Here is a 15483-nt window from a genome sequence, read left to right as displayed (position 1 = left end):
CCAACGCGACGGCACGCACGCAAAACCCCGGTCCAGACAGCCCCGGCCTTGGCGACCGAGCGACCGGTAGGCGCCGGCGGCCTCTCTATACTTACGTCCAATGTGCAGCACCGCTGCAGCCACCGACCATGCACCCCACAACAAGAGAGCCGTGGAACCCACAGCATGAGCACGACGGACGCCTTCGCCCAGGCGGGCAAGCTGGCGGTGATGCAGAACGTCCATGGCACCATGGAATTCCTGCAGAAATTCCCCCCCTTCAACCAGATGGAAAGCGCCCACCTGGCCTACTTGGTGGAGAACTGCCTGCTGCGTTTCTACGGGCGTGGGGAATCCATCATCAAGCCCAGCGACGGGCCGGTGGAGCACTTCTATATCGTCAAGCAGGGCCGAGTCGTCGGCGAGCGCCCGCATTCGGCCAAGCGCGGCACCGAAACCACCTTCGAGATCGCCGGCGGCGAGTGCTTCCCCCTCGCCGCCCTGCTCGGCGAACGCGCTACCCGCACCGAGCACCTGGCCGGTGAAGACACCTTCTGCCTGCTCCTGGCCAAGCCGGCGTTCGTGCGCCTGTTCGCCCTCTCCGGCCCCTTCCGCGACTTCGCCCTGCGCGGCGTCAGCAGCCTGCTCGACCAGGTCAACCAGCAGGTGCAGCTGCGCGCGGTGGAAACCCTCGGCGCCCAGTACTCCCTCGACACCCGCCTGATCGACCTCGCCGTGCGCCAGCCCATCGCCTGCCCGCCGCAGATGCCCCTGCGCGACGCGGTGCGGCTGATGCATGAGAACCAGGTGGGCAGCATCGTCATCGTCGACGAGCAGCAGCAGCCCCAGGGCATCTTCACCCTGCGCGACCTGCGCCGGGTGATCGCCGACGCCTGCGCCGACCTCGGCCAGAGCATCGCCGAGCTGATGACCCAGCAGCCCTTCCACCTGCCCCCGGATGCCAGCGCCTTCGACGCCGCCATCGCCATGACCGAGCGCCACATCGCCCACGTCTGCGTGGTGGACGACGGCCGCCTGCGTGGCGTGGTCTCCGAGCGCGACCTGTTTTCCCTGCAGCGCGTCGACCTGGTGCACCTGGCGCGCACCATCCGCCACGCCGGCCGGGTGGAAACCCTCGCCGCCCTGCGCAGCGAGATCCAGCGCCTGGTGGACAGCATGCTCGCCCACGGCGCCAGCTCCACCCAGATCACCCACATCATCACCCTGCTCAACGACCACACCGTGTGCCGGGTCATAGAGCTGGCCATCGAAGCCCTCGGCGACCCCGGCCTGCCCTTCACCTGGCTGTGCTTCGGCAGCGAAGGCCGTCGCGAGCAGACCCTGCACACCGACCAGGACAACGGCATCCTCTTCGAGGCCCGCGACGCCGCCGAAGCCGCCGCCATCCGTGGGCGCCTGCTGCCCCTGGCCGAACGCATCAACCAGGACCTGGCCACATGCGGCTTCGAGCTGTGCCGGGGGCGCATCATGGCCAGCAATCCCGAGCTGTGCCTGTCGCGCCAGGAGTGGGGCCGCCGCTTCGCCGGCTTCATCCGCGAAGCCACGCCGGAAAGCCTGCTGGGCTCGAGCATCTACTTCGACCTGCGCACCGTCTGGGGCGACCGCGAGAGCTGCGAGCAACTGCGCCGCGAGGTGCTCGTGCAAGTAGCCGACAACCAACTGTTCCAGCGCCTGATGGCCGACAACGCCCTGCGCCAACGCCCGCCCGTGGGCCGCTTCCGTGATTTCGTGGTGGCCCGCAAGGGTGCCGAGAAAGACACCCTCGACCTCAAGGTCCAGGGCCTCACCCCCTTCGTCGACGGCGCGCGCCTGCTGGCCCTGGCCCACGGCATCGACAGCTGCAACACCCTCGAACGCCTGCGCCAACTGGTCGCCCACGAAGTGATCGACGCCCAGGACGGCGCCGCCTTCGAGGAGGCCTACCACTTCATCCAGCAGACCCGCATGCAGCAGCACCAGCAACAGGCCCGTCAGGGGCTGCCCTTCTCCAACCGCCTCGACCCGGACAGCCTCAACCACCTGGACCGGCGCATCCTCCGCGAATCCTTCCGCCAGGCCCAGCGCCTGCAGGCCAGCCTCGCGCTGCGCTACCAGCTATGAACGCCCTCGCCTGGCTCACCCGACGCCACCGCCCGCCGTTGAGCGATGCCCAGCAGCGCCGGCGGGAACAGCTGCCCGCCCCGCTCGGGCTGGGAGACGGCCCCCTGGGCGAACAGCGCTTCGTGGTGCTCGACCTGGAAACCAGCGGCCTGAACATGAGCCGCGACCTGGTGCTGTCCATCGGTGCGGTGAGCATCGAGAACGGCGCCATCGACCTCGGCCACCAGTTCGAAGCCACCCTGCACCGCGAAACCGGCCGTGTCAGCCCCAGCGTGCTGATCCACGGCATCGCCCCCAGCGAGTCGGCCGAAGGTGTGGAGCCCGCCGAAGCCCTGCTGGCCTTCATGGAGTACCTCGGCGACAGCCCGCTGCTGGCCTTCCACGCCCCCTTCGACCAGCGCATGCTCGCCCGCGCCCTCCGGCGTGACCTCGGCCACCGCCTGCAGCACCCCCTCCTCGACGTCGCCGAACTGGCCCCGCTGCTGTGCCCCGACGCCGGCATCCGCAACGGCGGGCTGGACCAATGGGCCGAGTATTTCGGCCTGCAGGTGCAGCAGCGCCACCACGCTAGCGCCGACGCCCTGGCCACCGCCGAAATGGCCCTGATCCTCTTCAGCCGCGCCCGCCAACAAGGCCTCGGCAGCCCCGCCGCCCTCGCCGCCGCCCTGACCCGCTGGCAACGCCGCCAGCAGCAACCCGGCCTCTGATCCCTCCGCGAACGGTCATCGCCAACCGACGGCCTGCGATTGCGGCCCGTGGCCAGCATGGGCATAATTGCGAATCATTCTCGCTCTATTTCCTACCAGCCAGCTTCGAGCGGCGGAGGTTGCAGTGTCGCTTGGGGAAACCACGAACCATGCTCTGGCGGGCGCGCTCTATCGCGACCATCGTGACTGGCTGCTCGGCTGGCTGCGCCGCAGCCTGAGCTGCCCCCATCGGGCGGAAGACCTCAGCCAGGACGCCTTCGTGCGCATCCTCGGCAAAGCCGACCTGCACCAGGTGCGCGAGCCCCGTGCCCTGCTCACCACCATCGCCCGTGGCCTGCTGGTGGACCACTTCCGCCGCAGCGCCCTGGAACGCGCCTACCTCGACGAGCTGGCCCTGGTGCCCGAAGCCGTGCACCCGGACCTGGAAGAACAGGCGCTGATCCTCGAGGCCCTGCGCGAGATCGACCGCCTGCTGGGCACGCTCTCCAGCAAGGCCCGCGCCGCCTTCCTCTACAACCGTGTCGACGGCCTGGGCCACGCCGAAATCGCCGAGCGTCTGGGCGTCTCCGTGCCGCGCGTGCGCCAGTACCTCGCCCAGGGCCTGCGCCAGTGCTACATCGCGCTCTACGGTGAGCCGACGTGAATCGCGCCCCGGTTTCCTCACAGGTTCTCGACGAAGCCATCCACTGGCAGCTGTGCCTGGGCTCAGGCGACGCCAGTGCCGGCGAGCAGGCGGAGTTTCTCCACTGGCACGCCGCCAATGCCGAGCACGCCCGCGCCTGGGCGCAACTGGCCGGGCTCGACCAGCAATTCATCGCCGCCGGCAGCGCCCCGGCCCGCCGTGCCCTGCTGCGCTCGCCGCGCAGCATGCGCCGCAGCGGCGGCCTGCTCGGCCTGGTGCTGGTCGGCGCCCTGGCCCTGGGCCTGGCCAACCAGCAGCGCCCCCTGAGCGACTGGCTGGCCGACGAAGTCACCGCCAGCGGCGAACAACGCGACCTGCTGCTGCCCGACAGCACCCACGTTCGCCTCAACAGCCGCAGTGCCCTGGACATCGAGTTCGACCCGGCCCAGCGCCGCATCCACCTGCGCAGCGGCGAGATCCTCGTCGAAACCGCCCACGGCGACCCGCGCCCCTTCGTGGTCGGCACCGAGAACGGTGACCTGCGCGCCCTCGGCACCCGCTTCCTGGTACGCGCCGAGAAAGACGGCACGCGCCTGGTGGTCCTGCAATCGGCGGTCGCCGTCCACCCGGCCCAGGCCGATGACGAACGCATCATCAAGGAAGGCCAGCAGGTGCTGATGCGCCGCACCCAACTGGAGGCCAGCCAGCCCGCCGCAGTGGGCGCCGACGCCTGGGTGCACGGCATGCTGGTGGTGGAAAACGCCCGCCTCGCCGACCTGCTGGAGCAGTTGGGCGAATACCGCAGCGGCTACCTGGGCGTCGCCCCGGAAATCGCCGACCTGCGCATCAGCGGCAGCTTCCCCCTGCGCAACAGCGACCTCGCCCTGGACGCCCTACCCCCCAGCCTGCCCGTGCGCATCGAACGCCACACCGGCTGGTGGACCCGCGTGGTGCCCGCCGAGAAATAGCGCTGCTAACCGCGTTCCCCTGCGTAGCCCGGGCTCCGGCCCGGGAAATCACCTTCCGCCGGATATTCAAAAAATATTTCGCAGTGCCCCTATCACTTTTCTATCCTGATCCGGCAACAGGTCATTGAGACTTATTTCCTATCAGGAGTCGTTCGCAATGACCTTCGCCTTCCGCCCCGGTTTCCGCCCCAGCCTGCTCGCCGCCGCGATCCTCCTGGGTAGCCTGTCCACCCAGGCCAGCGCCGATACCCAGCAGTACCAGCTGCCCGCCGCGCCCATGGCCAGCACCCTGAGCCGCATCGCCAGCGAAGCCGGCATCGTCCTGAGCATCGACCCGAGCCTGACCAGCGGCAAGACCTCGCAGCCGGTACAGGGCGAATACAACGCCGAAGGCGCCCTGCGCGCCGCCCTCAGCGGCAGCGGCCTGCAACTGGTGAAAAGCCCGGCGGGCACCTTCAGCCTGGAGCCCCTGGCGGAAACCGGCATGGCCCTGCCCGACGTCAACGTCAACGCCCGCGCCGCGGCCCAGGACGGCAGCGCCGCAGCCGGCTACCGCACCGAGAACGTGAAGAACGTCGGCGCCCTGGGTGGCATGCGCCTGCAAGATACGCCCTACTCCATCAGCGTCGTCTCCAAAGAGATGCTGCAGAACACCCAGACGACCTCCACCGACGACGTCTTCAAGCGCAACCCCTTCACTCAGCTCTACTCGCCGAAGAACGCCGGCTATGCCAGCGCCGTGGCCATTCGTGGCTTCAGCTCCGCCGGCAACCTGAGCATCGCCAACGATGGCCTGCGCTACTCCACCGGTTTCGACGCTGGTAACTATGTAGAGGAAATGGAGCAGATCGAGATCCTCACCGGCCTCAGCGGCTTCCTCTACGGCCCGGCAAGCCCCGGCGGCCTGGTCAACTACGTGCTCAAGCGCCCCACCTACGAGCGCTACAACAGCGTGACCTTGGGTAATGCCGGTGGCGACAATTACTACCTGCACGGCGATTTCGGCGGCCCCATCGATGACCAGGGCGTATTCGCCTACCGCGTCAACGTCCTGACCCAGGACGGCGAGACCGCCATCGACATGCAGAAGCGACGCCGCCAGATGATCACCATGGCGCTGGACTGGAACGTCAGCGATGACCTGCTGATCCAGTTCGATGCCTCTCATAAGAAAAGTGAAGTACGCGGTCTGAACAGCTACTGGTACGTCAACAACGGCGCCGACCGTCCGGATGCCAAAGACCTGAGCAACGACAAGCTCTACAGCCAGAAGTGGGCCTTCTCAGACACCGAGCAGGATCGTATCGGCAGCCGCTTCAACTGGCGCCTCGACGATGTCTTCACCCTGCGCGGTGCACTGGGCTACTCCGAGTACACGGAGGAATACACCTATACCGGCCCGACCGTTTATAGCTCCGGCGTTTACACCCAGCCGCTCTATGCGTTTGCCCCCACAGACAGCGCTGAAACCTCGGCCTACCTGTTCCTCGACTCGGTGTTCGATACCGGCACCATCGGTCACAAGGTCACCGTTGGCTATCAGGGCAACAGCGTCCGCACCAAGCAGCACGAAGACCACATCCCGGTTGGCTACCAGTGGAACTCTGTGGTCGGCACTGTGCCTATTGGCACCTCCCCGCAGGTCGACAAACCCGGCTACAGCATTGGCAACAAAGCCCAGCACATCTCGTCCACCAGCAACATGGACAGCTTCCTGATCGGCGACACCATTACTTTCAACCCGCAATGGTCCTCCGTACTCGGCCTGGTTCACTCCAAGATCGATACCTATGCCAACGACTTCGTCTATGGCACCGGCAAGACCCGCTACGCGAAAAGCGAGACTTCGCCGAACGTTTCCCTCATCTACAAACCGGTCGATTGGCTGACTACCTACGCTACCTATATCGAAGGCCTGCAATCTGGCGGTACTGCCCCCGATGGCGTAGCAAACCTTCCCCGAGGCACGCCGCTGTCGCCGGAAGTGAGCGAACAGTATGAGATCGGCGCCAAGGCCCAGTTGGGTGAAGCGCTGTTCACTCTGGCCCTGTTCAACATCGATAAGCCCAACTACATCACCAACTTCGCCTACACCCCCAATGGTCGCCAGGAGAACTACGGTCTGGAGTTCGGGGTTACCGGCAAGGTCACCCGCGACCTGACTCTGGTGGGTGGTATCACGCTGCTTGATCCGGAAGTGAAAAAATCCAACAGCCCGGAATTCGAAGGGAAAAAGCCCACCAACGTTGCCTCGACGCTGGCCAAGCTTTACACCGAATACGACGTCAATGACCTACCAGGCTTTGCTCTGACCGGCGGCGCCTACTACACAGGCAAGCAGTATGCGGATGGCGCCAACAACTACAGCCTGCCGTCCTTCACCACCTTCGACGCCGGTGCCCGTTACCGCATGCCGGTGGCCGACAACACCCTGACCCTGCGTGCCAACGTCAGCAACCTGGCCAACAAGGAATACTGGCTGAACAGCTACTACCTGGGTGACCCGCGCACCCTGACCTTCTCCGCTCAGCTGGAGTTCTGATCCACCCGTGACCACGAAGGCCGGCGCTGCCGGCCTTCGTCATTGATAGGCCCGGCACAGAAGATCGAAGCCTTGTGCAGGGCCCACCTGGGCGGCCGCGTAACCCTCGCGAGAAGGGGAAAGAGCCGCTGGAGAAGCCGATGAAATCAACCACCATCCGCCGCTGGTCCTTCGTCCACACCTGGACCAGCCTGATCTGCACGGCCTTCCTGCTGCTCCTGGCACTGACCGGCCTGCCGCTGATCTTCCACCACGAGATCGACCACCTGCTGGGCGACGCCCCGGTGCTGCGCGAGATGCCGGCGGACTCGCCGCGCCTCGACCTGCAGCAACTGGTGCAGGCCGCCGAGGCCCATCGCCGGGGCGAGGTGGTGCAGTACCTGGGCTGGGAAGACGACGAGCCCAATGGCGTGGTGGCCATCACCGCCGCCACCGCCGGCACCGAACCCAACTCCTCGCACACCTTCATGCTCGACGCCCGCAGCGGCGAGCCAGTGGCCATGCCCTCGGCCAACGGCGGCTTCATGATGACCATGCTGCGCCTGCACGTGGACATGTTCGCCGGGCTGCCGGGCAAGCTGTTGCTGGCCTTCATGGGCCTGCTGTTCGTGGTCGCGATCGTCTCCGGCGCGGTGCTCTATGCGCCCTTCATGCGCCGCCTGGAGTTCGGCACCGTGCGCCGCGACCGCTCCACCCGCACCCGCTGGCTGGACCTGCACAACCTCATCGGCATCGTCACCCTGACCTGGGCCCTGGTGGTCGGTGTCACTGGGGTGATCAGCGCCTGCGCCGACCTGGTGATCGCCGCCTGGCGCAACGAGAGCCTGGCCGCCATGGTCGAGCCCTACCGCGACGCCCCGCCGCTCACCGAGCGCGCCCCGGCCACGCGCCTGCTGGAGATCGCCGCCCAGGCGACGCCGGGCATGGCGCCGGACTTCATCGCCTTCCCCGGCACGCGCTTCTCCAGCGAGCACCACTACTCGGTGTTCATGAAGGGCAGCAGCCACCTCACCTCGCACCTGTGGACGCCGGTGCTGATCGACGCGCGCACCCTAGAAGTCACCGCCATCGGCGAGCGGCCCTGGTACATGGACACCCTAGCCATGTCCCAGCCGCTGCACTTCGGCGACTACGGCGGCCTGCCCATGCAGCTACTGTGGGCGACCTTGGACGTGCTGACCATCATCGTCCTCGGCAGTGGGCTCTACCTCTGGTGGGTGCGCCGACGCGCGCCGGCGCGGCAGCGTGGGGAGGCGGCGGCATGAACCTGAAGCGCACCTTCGCCGTGCCCGCGCTGCTGGCGGCGCTCACCGCCATCGGCCTGGTGGGCGCCCTGCTCGGCGACGGCCTCTGGGACGCCCTGGCCTGGGTCGGCCTGGGCATCCCCGCCTTCCTAGGCATCCGTCCCTTGCTGCTGCGGCGCTGAGCCGCCGGGGAAATTCGCGGCGAACCCTTGGAGCGCGGCGGCGTCCATACGTCTGTGTCCCAGACCTGGAGGTCGCCATGCTCCGCAACGCTGCTGCGCTCCTGTTCGCCGCCCTGCTCAGCACGACCGTGCTCGCCGCCGAGGTGAAGTACTTCCCCCTGCCACCGGGCAGCGGCCCGCGCGACGTGGCCCCCGCCACCGACGGCCGCGTCTGGTACACCGCGCAGAAACTCGGCCTGCTCGGGCTGCTCGACCCCATGACCGGGCAGAGCCAGCAGATCGCCCTCGGCGCCGGCTCCAGCCCGCGCGGCGTGGTGGTCGGCCAGGACGGCGCGGCCTGGGTCACCGACGCCGGCCTCAACGCCCTGGTGAAGGTCGACCCGGACCGCCTCAGCGCCAAGCACTACCCCTTGCCGGGCAGCGCCGCCGACGCCGGCCTCAACAGCGCCACCTTCGATAGGGCCGGGCTGCTCTGGTTCACCGGGCAGGACGGCTACTACGGCCGACTCGACCCGAAGAACGGCGAGATCAAGGTCTGGCCCGCCCCCGGCGGCGCCGGGCCCTACGGCATCACCACCACCCCCAATGGCGAGATCTGGTACGCCAGCCTCGACGGCAAGCACATCGCCCGCATCGACGCCGGCTCCGGCCATGCCGAGGTGATCGCCTCACCCGAGGCGCAGCAGGGGCCGCAACGCATCTGGAGCGATTCCAAGGGCACCCTCTGGGTCAGTGAAAGCGGCAGCGGCAAGCTCAGCCGCTACGACCCGCTGGCCAACGCCTGGAACAGCTGGGCCCTGCCCGGCGGCAAGGCCGACGCCCATGCCATGTTCGTCGACGAGCAGGACCGCATCTGGATCAGCGATTTCAGCAGCAACGCCATCCTCCGCTTCAACCCCTTCAGCCAGCGCTTCACCGCCTTCCCAAGCGACCAGGCCAACGCCCGCGTGCTGCAGCTCTCCGGCCGCATCGGCGAAGTCTGGGGCGCGGAATCGGGCCTCGACCGGCTGGTGATGATCAGGGATTGAGCGGGTACAAGGCTCAACCCAGGCACGGTCATCCGTAGGATGGGTAGAGCACCGCGAAACCCATGCTGAAGGCCCGGCACCCAAGGCGTCTCCGTGCTGGGAGCTGATGGGTTTCGCTTCGCTCTACACCATCCTACGGGCCAGGCTCGTACTCGGCGCCAGCCTCCCCGGGGTTACCCGCCGTAGGTTGGCGCCGAGTGCAGCGAGGCCCAACGGTGCAAGACCCAGCCCCGCCTCGGCCGCTGAATCGTAGGATGGGTTTCGCTTCGCTCTACGCCATCCTACGGCGATCAGAACCGATAGCTCGCGCTGGTCATCAGGGTGCGCGGGTCGCCGGGCATGATCTGCACGGCGCTGGTGGCGGTGGCGTAGTAGGTCTTGTCGGCGATGTTGGTCAGTGCGGCCTTCAGGTCCCACTGCTCCAGGCGGTAGCCGAGCATGGCGTCCCAGCGGCCGTAGCCCGGCAGCGCCACGGTGTTGGCGTTGTCGGCGTAGCGGTCGCCCACCAGGGTCAGGCCGGTTTCACCGTACAGGCCCTGTTCCGGTTTCCAGCTGAGGAACAGGCTGCCGTTGCGCTCGGCCACGTCGCCGATGCGCTTGCCTTCCAGGCCGTTGTTGTCCTTGACGATCTCCGCGTCCTGCAGGCCGATGCCGCCGCGCAGGTACCAGTTGCCGTGGAGGCGGCCGCTGGCGGTCAGCTCGACGCCGCGGGAGCGCTGCAGGCCGGAGAGCAGGAAGTTGCCCGGGTTCAGCGGGTCGGAGGTGCGGCGGTTGTACAGCTCGATCTCGTAGACGGCCAGGGTGGTGCTGAGGTTGTCCTCCAGCCAGTCGCTCTTCACACCCACCTCGTACTGGCGGGTGTGTTCCGGGCCGGTGTCGTTGGTGTTGGTGGTCGCGCCGGCGGTGACGCCGATCAGGCCGCCGCCCACCGGCGAGTAGGTCTTGCTGTAGGAGGCGTAGAAGGAATGGTCGCGCAGCGGCGTCCAGACCACGCCCACGCGGGGGCTGAAGCTGTCGTCCACCTGCTGCTCGCTGCGACGGGTGAGGCGGTTCTGGCTGTCCACGTCGAAGTGGTCGTAGCGCAGGCCGAATAGCACCTGCCACTGCTCGTTCAGGGTCACCTGGTCCTGGATGTACAGGGCGCGGCTGTCGATGCGGTGCTGGGCATCGCTGCTGGCGACCATGCGCCCGGTCTGCTGGCGGGTGGTGTCGGGGTTGAAGATGTCCAGCGAGGGCGCGGCGTTGGCGGCGCCGGTGGCGTTGGTGTAGAGCTTCGGGTCGCGGTGCTGGTTGCCCAGCTCCAGGCCGGTGAGCAGACGGTGCTCCAGGCCGGCGGTGTGGAACACGCCTTCCAGCTCGACGTTGCTGAAGATGTTGCGGGTGGTCAGGTCCTGCTGCCAGCGGGCGCGGCCCACGGTGCGGGCGGCGGCGTTGACGCTGGTGACGTAGGTGTTGTCGAAGTTGCTGTCGAGCTTGAACACGCCGAGGGTCTGGCGCAGTTGCCAGTCGGCGTTGATGTCGTAGGTCAGGCGCGAGCGCAGGGACTGCGCCTTGTCGTCGATGTAGTCGCGCTGCAGGTCGCTGTAGACGGTGTCGCGGCTGACGTCCGCCGGGTGGCCGTTGAGGCCGGGGATGCCGCGATCCGGGGTGCGGCGGTGGCGGCTGTACTCGTATTGCACCAGCCAGTTGAGGTCGGGGCTGAGCTGCCAGCTCATGGACGGCGCGAACAGCTGGCGGCTGGAGTCGATGCCCTTGCGGAAGCTGTTGGCATCCTGCTCGCCCATGTTCAGGCGCAGGGCGATGTTCTCGTTGGCGTCGGCGCTGAGGTCGGCGTAGAGGCTGCGGAAGTCCTGGCTGCCCAGTTGCGCCTCCAGGGTCGAGGCCAGCCCGGCCTGAGGCTGTTTGCTGATGCGGTTGACCAGGCCACCCTGGCTGCCACGGCCGTAGAGCACCGCCGCCGGACCCTTGAGCACCTCGATGCGCTCGATGTTGTGCAGGTCGCGGGTGTACTGGCTGTCGTCGCGGATGCCGTCCAGGTAGAAGTCGTTGCTGGCGTCGAAGCCGCGGATGCGCAGGCCGTCGAAGCGGGTGTCGCTGGCGTCGCTGACGTTGGGCAGGCCGGCCAGGGCCTGGGCGAGGGTGCGGGTGCCGTAGTTCAAGGCGTCTTCGGTGCGCACCGTGTCGATCGCCTGGGGCACGTAGCGCACGGGGGTGGCGGTGCGCGTGGCGGTGGAGACGTCCCTGACCCGCGAGTCCTGGGTGCGCTTGCCATCCACTTCGATGGCGGGCAGCTCGGTGGCGGCCATGGCCAGCGGCGACAACAGCAGGGAAGCCAGGCTCAGGGCCAAGGGCGTAAGGGCAGGTAGTTTGGCAGGGGTCGACATGGGGCAGGTCCGCATCCGAATAGGGGGCAAAAGAATCGGGTGCGGATGATATTCATTTCCATTTGATCTTTGTAGTCATTTGCATCTTTTTATTTACAAAATGCTTACATTGCTCCGTTTCTACCTCCTAGAACGCCTACAGACCTCGCCATCCGTGGCCTGCGGTCATCAGCGAGCCAGTCGCTGCGGTTGCCGGGGAGCCTCTGCCCGCCCCGGCCAGGGCTCGAAACCGATCACCACACCCTGCCTTTCCGCCCGGTAACCGGGGAACAGTTCGGCGATGCGTGAGGCCAGGCGGCGGCTGATCACGCGTTCTTCATGCAGTTCACCGCGCATCACGGGGTTCCTCCTCTTCATCACGGTGCCAGTACCACAGGCGGAAGAACCCGGCCGCCAGCAGCAAGGCGCCCTGGGAGAGCGCCACGCACAGCTGCAGGAAGGAGTTCACCGATGGGTTGTTGCGCGGGTCGATGACGCCGGTCAGCGCGTGCCAGAAGGACTCGGGCAGCACCATCAGCGCCAGGTTGGCCACCGGCTTGCCGGTGATCAGCCAGAGGTCGATGAAACCGAAATTGCCGGCGAACATCAGGCCGCCGAGGATCAGTACCGAAATCACCAGGCCAAGGGCGAAGCAGGCTGTGAATTGCACCATTGCACGCATCGTTTCTTCCTCCTGAAGGGGCGCGGCGATGGCCGCGCCCGGGGTTATCAGCCCTGAACCTGGGCGGGTTTGACGGCACCGACGCCGTACCAGTCGAGCTTGCGGGTCAGCACCATCACGCAGGCCAGCAGGCCGAACACCAGCAGCGAGCCCATCAGCAGCGCGTAGTCCTCGGCGCTGAGCAGGCCGTAGAGCATCCCGTAGAGCGCCGCCAGCCCGGCGGTGAAGCCCGCGCCACGGGCCCAGCTGTGCAACACGTGGCTGACGTAGAAGCCCACCAGCAGCACGCAGGCCGCCGCGGAGAGGCCGTAGGCCAGGGCGAACTCCAGGTGCTCGGAGAGCGACAGCAGCAGCAGGTAGAAGAACGCCAGGGCCAAGCCCACCAGGGCGTACTGCACCGGGTGCACCGCCAGGCGCTTGAGCACTTCCATGAGGAAGAAGCCGGCGAAGGTCAGGCAGATGAACAGCAGGGCGTACTTGATGGCGCGATCGGTCTTCAGGTACTGGTCCACCGGGTCGACGAAGCTGACACCGAACACCTTGCTGTTGAAGGCCTCGCAACGTTCGGCGTAGGCACAGTTGGCCAGGGCCGCTTCCATGTCGGTGGCGAAGAAGCTGGTCTGCCAGCGGGCACTGAAGCCGTCGTCACGCACCTCGCGCTCGGCGGGCAGGAACTCGCCGACGAAGCTCGGGTGCGGCCAGCCGGACTTCAGCTCAACCTGGCTGTCGCGCCCCACCGGGGTGATGCTCAGCGATTCGGTGCCCTGAAGCTTGAGGTCGAAGGCGAAATCGAGGTTCTGCACCTCCGCCGTGAGCAGGCTAGGCAGCGGCACATGCACGCCACCGGCCAGTACCGGGTCGCCGCTGCCGGGCTGGAAGTCGAAGCTGCGGCCGTTGAGCTCCAGCTTCAGCGCGTTGCTGATGCCACGGATGTCGCTGATGCCTACTGCCAGGAAAGGCGCCTCGAAGCGGTAGTCGGCCAGGCCGTCATCGATGCCGTAGTTGGCCGGCAGCACGAACTGCCCGCTGACGCGGCTATCGCTCTTGTACAACCGCGCCTGGTAGATGCCCCGGGCACGCAGCTCGGTATCCACGTCGCCGACCAGGCGCAGGCGCTCCGGCAGGAAGAACAGGCGGCTGTGCTCCTCGCTCTCATCGAGGTAGCGCTGGCCGGTCTTCTCGTTGGTCTTCCACTCGCGGATCACGCGGCGATAGGGCACCACCAGGATCGGCCCCGTCACCTGCTGGCTGTAGCTGGAGCTCTGGGCGATGTTCTCCAGCACGCCATTGCGCGCCTGCTGACGCTCGTCGATCAGGCCGTCGATCATCAGCAGCGGAATCATCAGCAACAGGATCAGCAGGGCGATGGCGCCCAGCTTGAAACCCAGGGTACGGGTCATCTCGGACTCTCCTCATGTGTTCTCGATGGGGAAAGTCTGGAGCCCGCCCAAGGTGGGGCGATGGGGGAAGTGTGGAGTTTGTGTGGGAATTGGGTGGAGAGTGGGGATCGCTCATGCGGGGATCGTAGGATGGGTAGAGCGAAGCGAAACCCATCAGCGGAGTCGGGCGTTGCCCCATGGGTTTCGCTTCACTCGCAGAACGCCGCCCGGCCCACCCTACGAGGTACCCGATAATGCGTAATGCGCGAGACGGAACACCGCCCGGTGGGTGGGTGAAGCGTCATCCACCCCACAGGCCACATTCGCGAATGAATTCGCTCCCGGCGCCCACATCAAACGATCAGCACGACCCGCGGATGTAGTCCTCCAGATGGTGGATCAGGCTTTCCTGCTCGGCGGTGATGTCGCGTACCAGGTCGCGGATGGACAGCAGCCCGATCACCTTGCCGTCATCCAGCACGGGCAGGTGGCGCAGGTTCTTCTCGGTCATCAGTTGCATGCAGAACTGGTTGCTGTCCTTCGGGCCGACCACGAAGAGGTTGGAGGTCATGATCTCCTGCACCTCGGTGCCGTAGGAGGAGCGGTCCTTGGCGGCCACGCGACGCACGTAGTCGCGCTCGGTGACGATGCCCACCAACTCGTCACGCTCCATTACCAGCACCGCGCCGATGCCCTTCTCGGCCATCAGTTCGGCCGCCTCCAGCACGGTGGTGGTGGGGTCGACCCGGTAGATGGTCGTGTGGGGCTTGCCCCGCAGTATTTCGGCGACGCTCTTCATTGGCTGCTCCCGGTTTCTCGTTGTTATGTGCACCGCGTTCCATGCACGGCGACGGTTTGAGAATAGTCAATTGTGGGCACTCGCAAGAAGCGGCAGAATCGCCGCCAGTCGGGCCTTCCGGCCCTTTGGAAAAGGACGTTCCCATGCTCCCCCGCAAGACCCTCTTTGCCCTCACCGCCCTCTCGCTGCTCATGCTCGGCGGTTGCTCCAGCAAGAGCTATGTCACGCCCAGCCATGGCGTTCCCCTGGCCGGCATCGACGACGCCGATATCGAAGAGCTGTTCAGCAAGAAACCTGCCAGCCCCTTCCCGGCGCAGTTGAGCATCGTCCGTGTCACGAGTACCTATCGGGACGGGTTCGAGGTGGTGCAAACCCGCGACATCGAGTCCGACGCCGATCTGGCGCGCATCGCCGAACAGCCGCTGATCAGCCAGACCGCGCCCCTGAGCCGCCTGCTGGTTCCCAGCGACATGAAGAGCCTGAAGGACCTGCGCCTGCCCGCCGCGCGCATGCGTTCGGACCTGCTGCTGGTCTACACCGTGGACACCACCTTCTATGTCGACAGCACCCCGCTGGGTCCGCTGACCGCCGTTTCGCTGGGCTTCCTGCCCAACCACCAGGCGCATGTCACCGCCACCGTCGCCGGCATCCTGGTGGATGTGCGCAGCGGCTACATCTACGGCTCCACCGAGGCCACCGCCCAGGAAGAACAGCGCTCCAGCACCTGGTCCACCGAGGACGCGGTGACCGAGTCGAAGAGCCGCGCCGAGAAGGCCGCGTTCGCCCGCTTCAGCGAAAGCTTCCCGGCGTTCTGGAAGGGTGTGACCGCGAAGTACGCCAAGAGCGCACCGGCCACGGCGGAGTGAT

Annotated in this window: 14 protein-coding genes; 9 read left to right on the top strand and 5 right to left on the bottom strand. The window is 66.9% G+C overall.

From position 1 onward, the window contains the following. Positions 1-165 precede the first annotated feature (165 nt). The 8 genes from ACXI0U_RS26525 (at position 166) to ACXI0U_RS26490 (ending at position 9393) form a co-directional block, all read left to right on the top strand. A complete protein-coding gene (locus tag ACXI0U_RS26525; RefSeq protein WP_479551038.1) occupies positions 166-2100 on the top strand; it encodes a putative nucleotidyltransferase substrate binding domain-containing protein in 1935 nt (644 codons plus the stop codon). Beyond that, positions 2097-2807 (top strand): 3'-5' exonuclease, encoded by a 711-nt coding sequence (locus ACXI0U_RS26520; RefSeq protein ID WP_479551037.1) that lies wholly within the window; start codon positions 2097-2099, stop codon positions 2805-2807. The genes ACXI0U_RS26525 and ACXI0U_RS26520 overlap by 4 nt, the downstream gene beginning before the upstream one ends. 124 nt (positions 2808-2931) lie before the next feature. Further along, complete coding sequence (locus ACXI0U_RS26515; RefSeq protein WP_350447537.1) at positions 2932-3450, top strand: RNA polymerase sigma factor; 519 nt, start codon at positions 2932-2934, stop codon at positions 3448-3450. Beyond that, positions 3447-4397, top strand: a complete 951-nt coding sequence (locus tag ACXI0U_RS26510) for a FecR domain-containing protein (protein ID WP_431483224.1) — start codon at positions 3447-3449, stop codon at positions 4395-4397. Before ACXI0U_RS26515 ends, ACXI0U_RS26510 begins: the two co-directional genes overlap by 4 nt. Positions 4398-4554: 157 nt before the next feature. Beyond that, positions 4555-6939 (top strand): TonB-dependent siderophore receptor, encoded by a 2385-nt coding sequence (locus tag ACXI0U_RS26505; RefSeq protein WP_479551036.1) that lies wholly within the window; start codon positions 4555-4557, stop codon positions 6937-6939. 140 nt (positions 6940-7079) lie between these two features. Next, a complete protein-coding gene (locus tag ACXI0U_RS26500; RefSeq protein WP_431483222.1) occupies positions 7080-8204 on the top strand; it encodes a PepSY-associated TM helix domain-containing protein in 1125 nt (374 codons plus the stop codon). Beyond that, positions 8201-8365: a hypothetical protein gene (locus ACXI0U_RS26495; RefSeq protein WP_164488210.1), complete on the top strand. Its 165-nt coding sequence runs from the start codon at positions 8201-8203 to the stop codon at positions 8363-8365. Before ACXI0U_RS26500 ends, ACXI0U_RS26495 begins: the two co-directional genes overlap by 4 nt. A 77-nt stretch (positions 8366-8442) precedes the next feature. Further along, positions 8443-9393: a Vgb family protein gene (locus tag ACXI0U_RS26490; protein ID WP_431483221.1), complete on the top strand. Its 951-nt coding sequence runs from the start codon at positions 8443-8445 to the stop codon at positions 9391-9393. Positions 9394-9683: 290 nt separating this feature from the next. Here the strand turns inward: ACXI0U_RS26490 and ACXI0U_RS26485 are convergent, their stop codons facing one another. From ACXI0U_RS26485 to ACXI0U_RS26465, 5 genes are all read right to left on the bottom strand, one after another. Then, entirely contained in the window at positions 9684-11777 is a 2094-nt protein-coding gene (locus tag ACXI0U_RS26485) for a TonB-dependent receptor (RefSeq protein ID WP_431483220.1), read from the bottom strand. A gap of 168 nt (positions 11778-11945) precedes the next feature. Next, positions 11946-12113 (bottom strand): hypothetical protein, encoded by a 168-nt coding sequence (locus tag ACXI0U_RS26480; RefSeq protein WP_021222773.1) that lies wholly within the window; start codon positions 12111-12113, stop codon positions 11946-11948. After that, complete coding sequence (locus tag ACXI0U_RS26475) at positions 12103-12429, bottom strand: hypothetical protein (protein ID WP_374979643.1); 327 nt, start codon at positions 12427-12429, stop codon at positions 12103-12105. The genes ACXI0U_RS26480 and ACXI0U_RS26475 overlap by 11 nt, the downstream gene beginning before the upstream one ends. 56 nt (positions 12430-12485) lie before the next feature. After that, positions 12486-13838 (bottom strand): cell envelope integrity protein CreD, encoded by a 1353-nt coding sequence (gene creD / locus ACXI0U_RS26470; protein WP_479551035.1) that lies wholly within the window; start codon positions 13836-13838, stop codon positions 12486-12488. 340 nt (positions 13839-14178) lie between these two features. Continuing rightward, positions 14179-14616, bottom strand: a complete 438-nt coding sequence (locus ACXI0U_RS26465; protein WP_021217056.1) for a CBS domain-containing protein — start codon at positions 14614-14616, stop codon at positions 14179-14181. A gap of 143 nt (positions 14617-14759) precedes the next feature. Between ACXI0U_RS26465 and ACXI0U_RS26460 the strand changes: the two genes are divergently transcribed. Next, complete coding sequence (locus ACXI0U_RS26460; RefSeq protein WP_184488481.1) at positions 14760-15482, top strand: hypothetical protein; 723 nt, start codon at positions 14760-14762, stop codon at positions 15480-15482. Position 15483 lies beyond the last annotated feature (1 nt).

It is taken from the genome of Pseudomonas sp. C9D1 (genome assembly GCF_056491235.1).
The sequence above is the reverse complement of the archived record's forward strand: the minus strand, read 5'-3'. Positions and strand labels throughout refer to the sequence as shown.

Excerpts from the sequence above, each read along its gene's own strand:
- ACXI0U_RS26525 (WP_479551038.1), top strand. The coding sequence starts at position 166 with ATGAGCACGACGGACGCCTTCGCCCAGGCGGGCAAGCTGGCGGTGATG.
- ACXI0U_RS26520 (WP_479551037.1), top strand. The coding sequence starts at position 2,097 with ATGAACGCCCTCGCCTGGCTCACCCGACGCCACCGCCCGCCGTTGAGC.
- ACXI0U_RS26505 (WP_479551036.1), top strand. The coding sequence starts at position 4,555 with ATGACCTTCGCCTTCCGCCCCGGTTTCCGCCCCAGCCTGCTCGCCGCC.
- ACXI0U_RS26500 (WP_431483222.1), top strand. The coding sequence starts at position 7,080 with ATGAAATCAACCACCATCCGCCGCTGGTCCTTCGTCCACACCTGGACC.
- ACXI0U_RS26495 (WP_164488210.1), top strand. The coding sequence starts at position 8,201 with ATGAACCTGAAGCGCACCTTCGCCGTGCCCGCGCTGCTGGCGGCGCTC.
- ACXI0U_RS26490 (WP_431483221.1), top strand. The coding sequence starts at position 8,443 with ATGCTCCGCAACGCTGCTGCGCTCCTGTTCGCCGCCCTGCTCAGCACG.
- ACXI0U_RS26485 (WP_431483220.1), bottom strand. The coding sequence starts at position 11,777 with ATGTCGACCCCTGCCAAACTACCTGCCCTTACGCCCTTGGCCCTGAGC.
- ACXI0U_RS26480 (WP_021222773.1), bottom strand. The coding sequence starts at position 12,113 with ATGCGCGGTGAACTGCATGAAGAACGCGTGATCAGCCGCCGCCTGGCC.
- ACXI0U_RS26475 (WP_374979643.1), bottom strand. The coding sequence starts at position 12,429 with ATGGTGCAATTCACAGCCTGCTTCGCCCTTGGCCTGGTGATTTCGGTA.
- creD (WP_479551035.1), bottom strand. The coding sequence starts at position 13,838 with ATGACCCGTACCCTGGGTTTCAAGCTGGGCGCCATCGCCCTGCTGATC.
- ACXI0U_RS26465 (WP_021217056.1), bottom strand. The coding sequence starts at position 14,616 with ATGAAGAGCGTCGCCGAAATACTGCGGGGCAAGCCCCACACGACCATC.
- ACXI0U_RS26460 (WP_184488481.1), top strand. The coding sequence starts at position 14,760 with ATGCTCCCCCGCAAGACCCTCTTTGCCCTCACCGCCCTCTCGCTGCTC.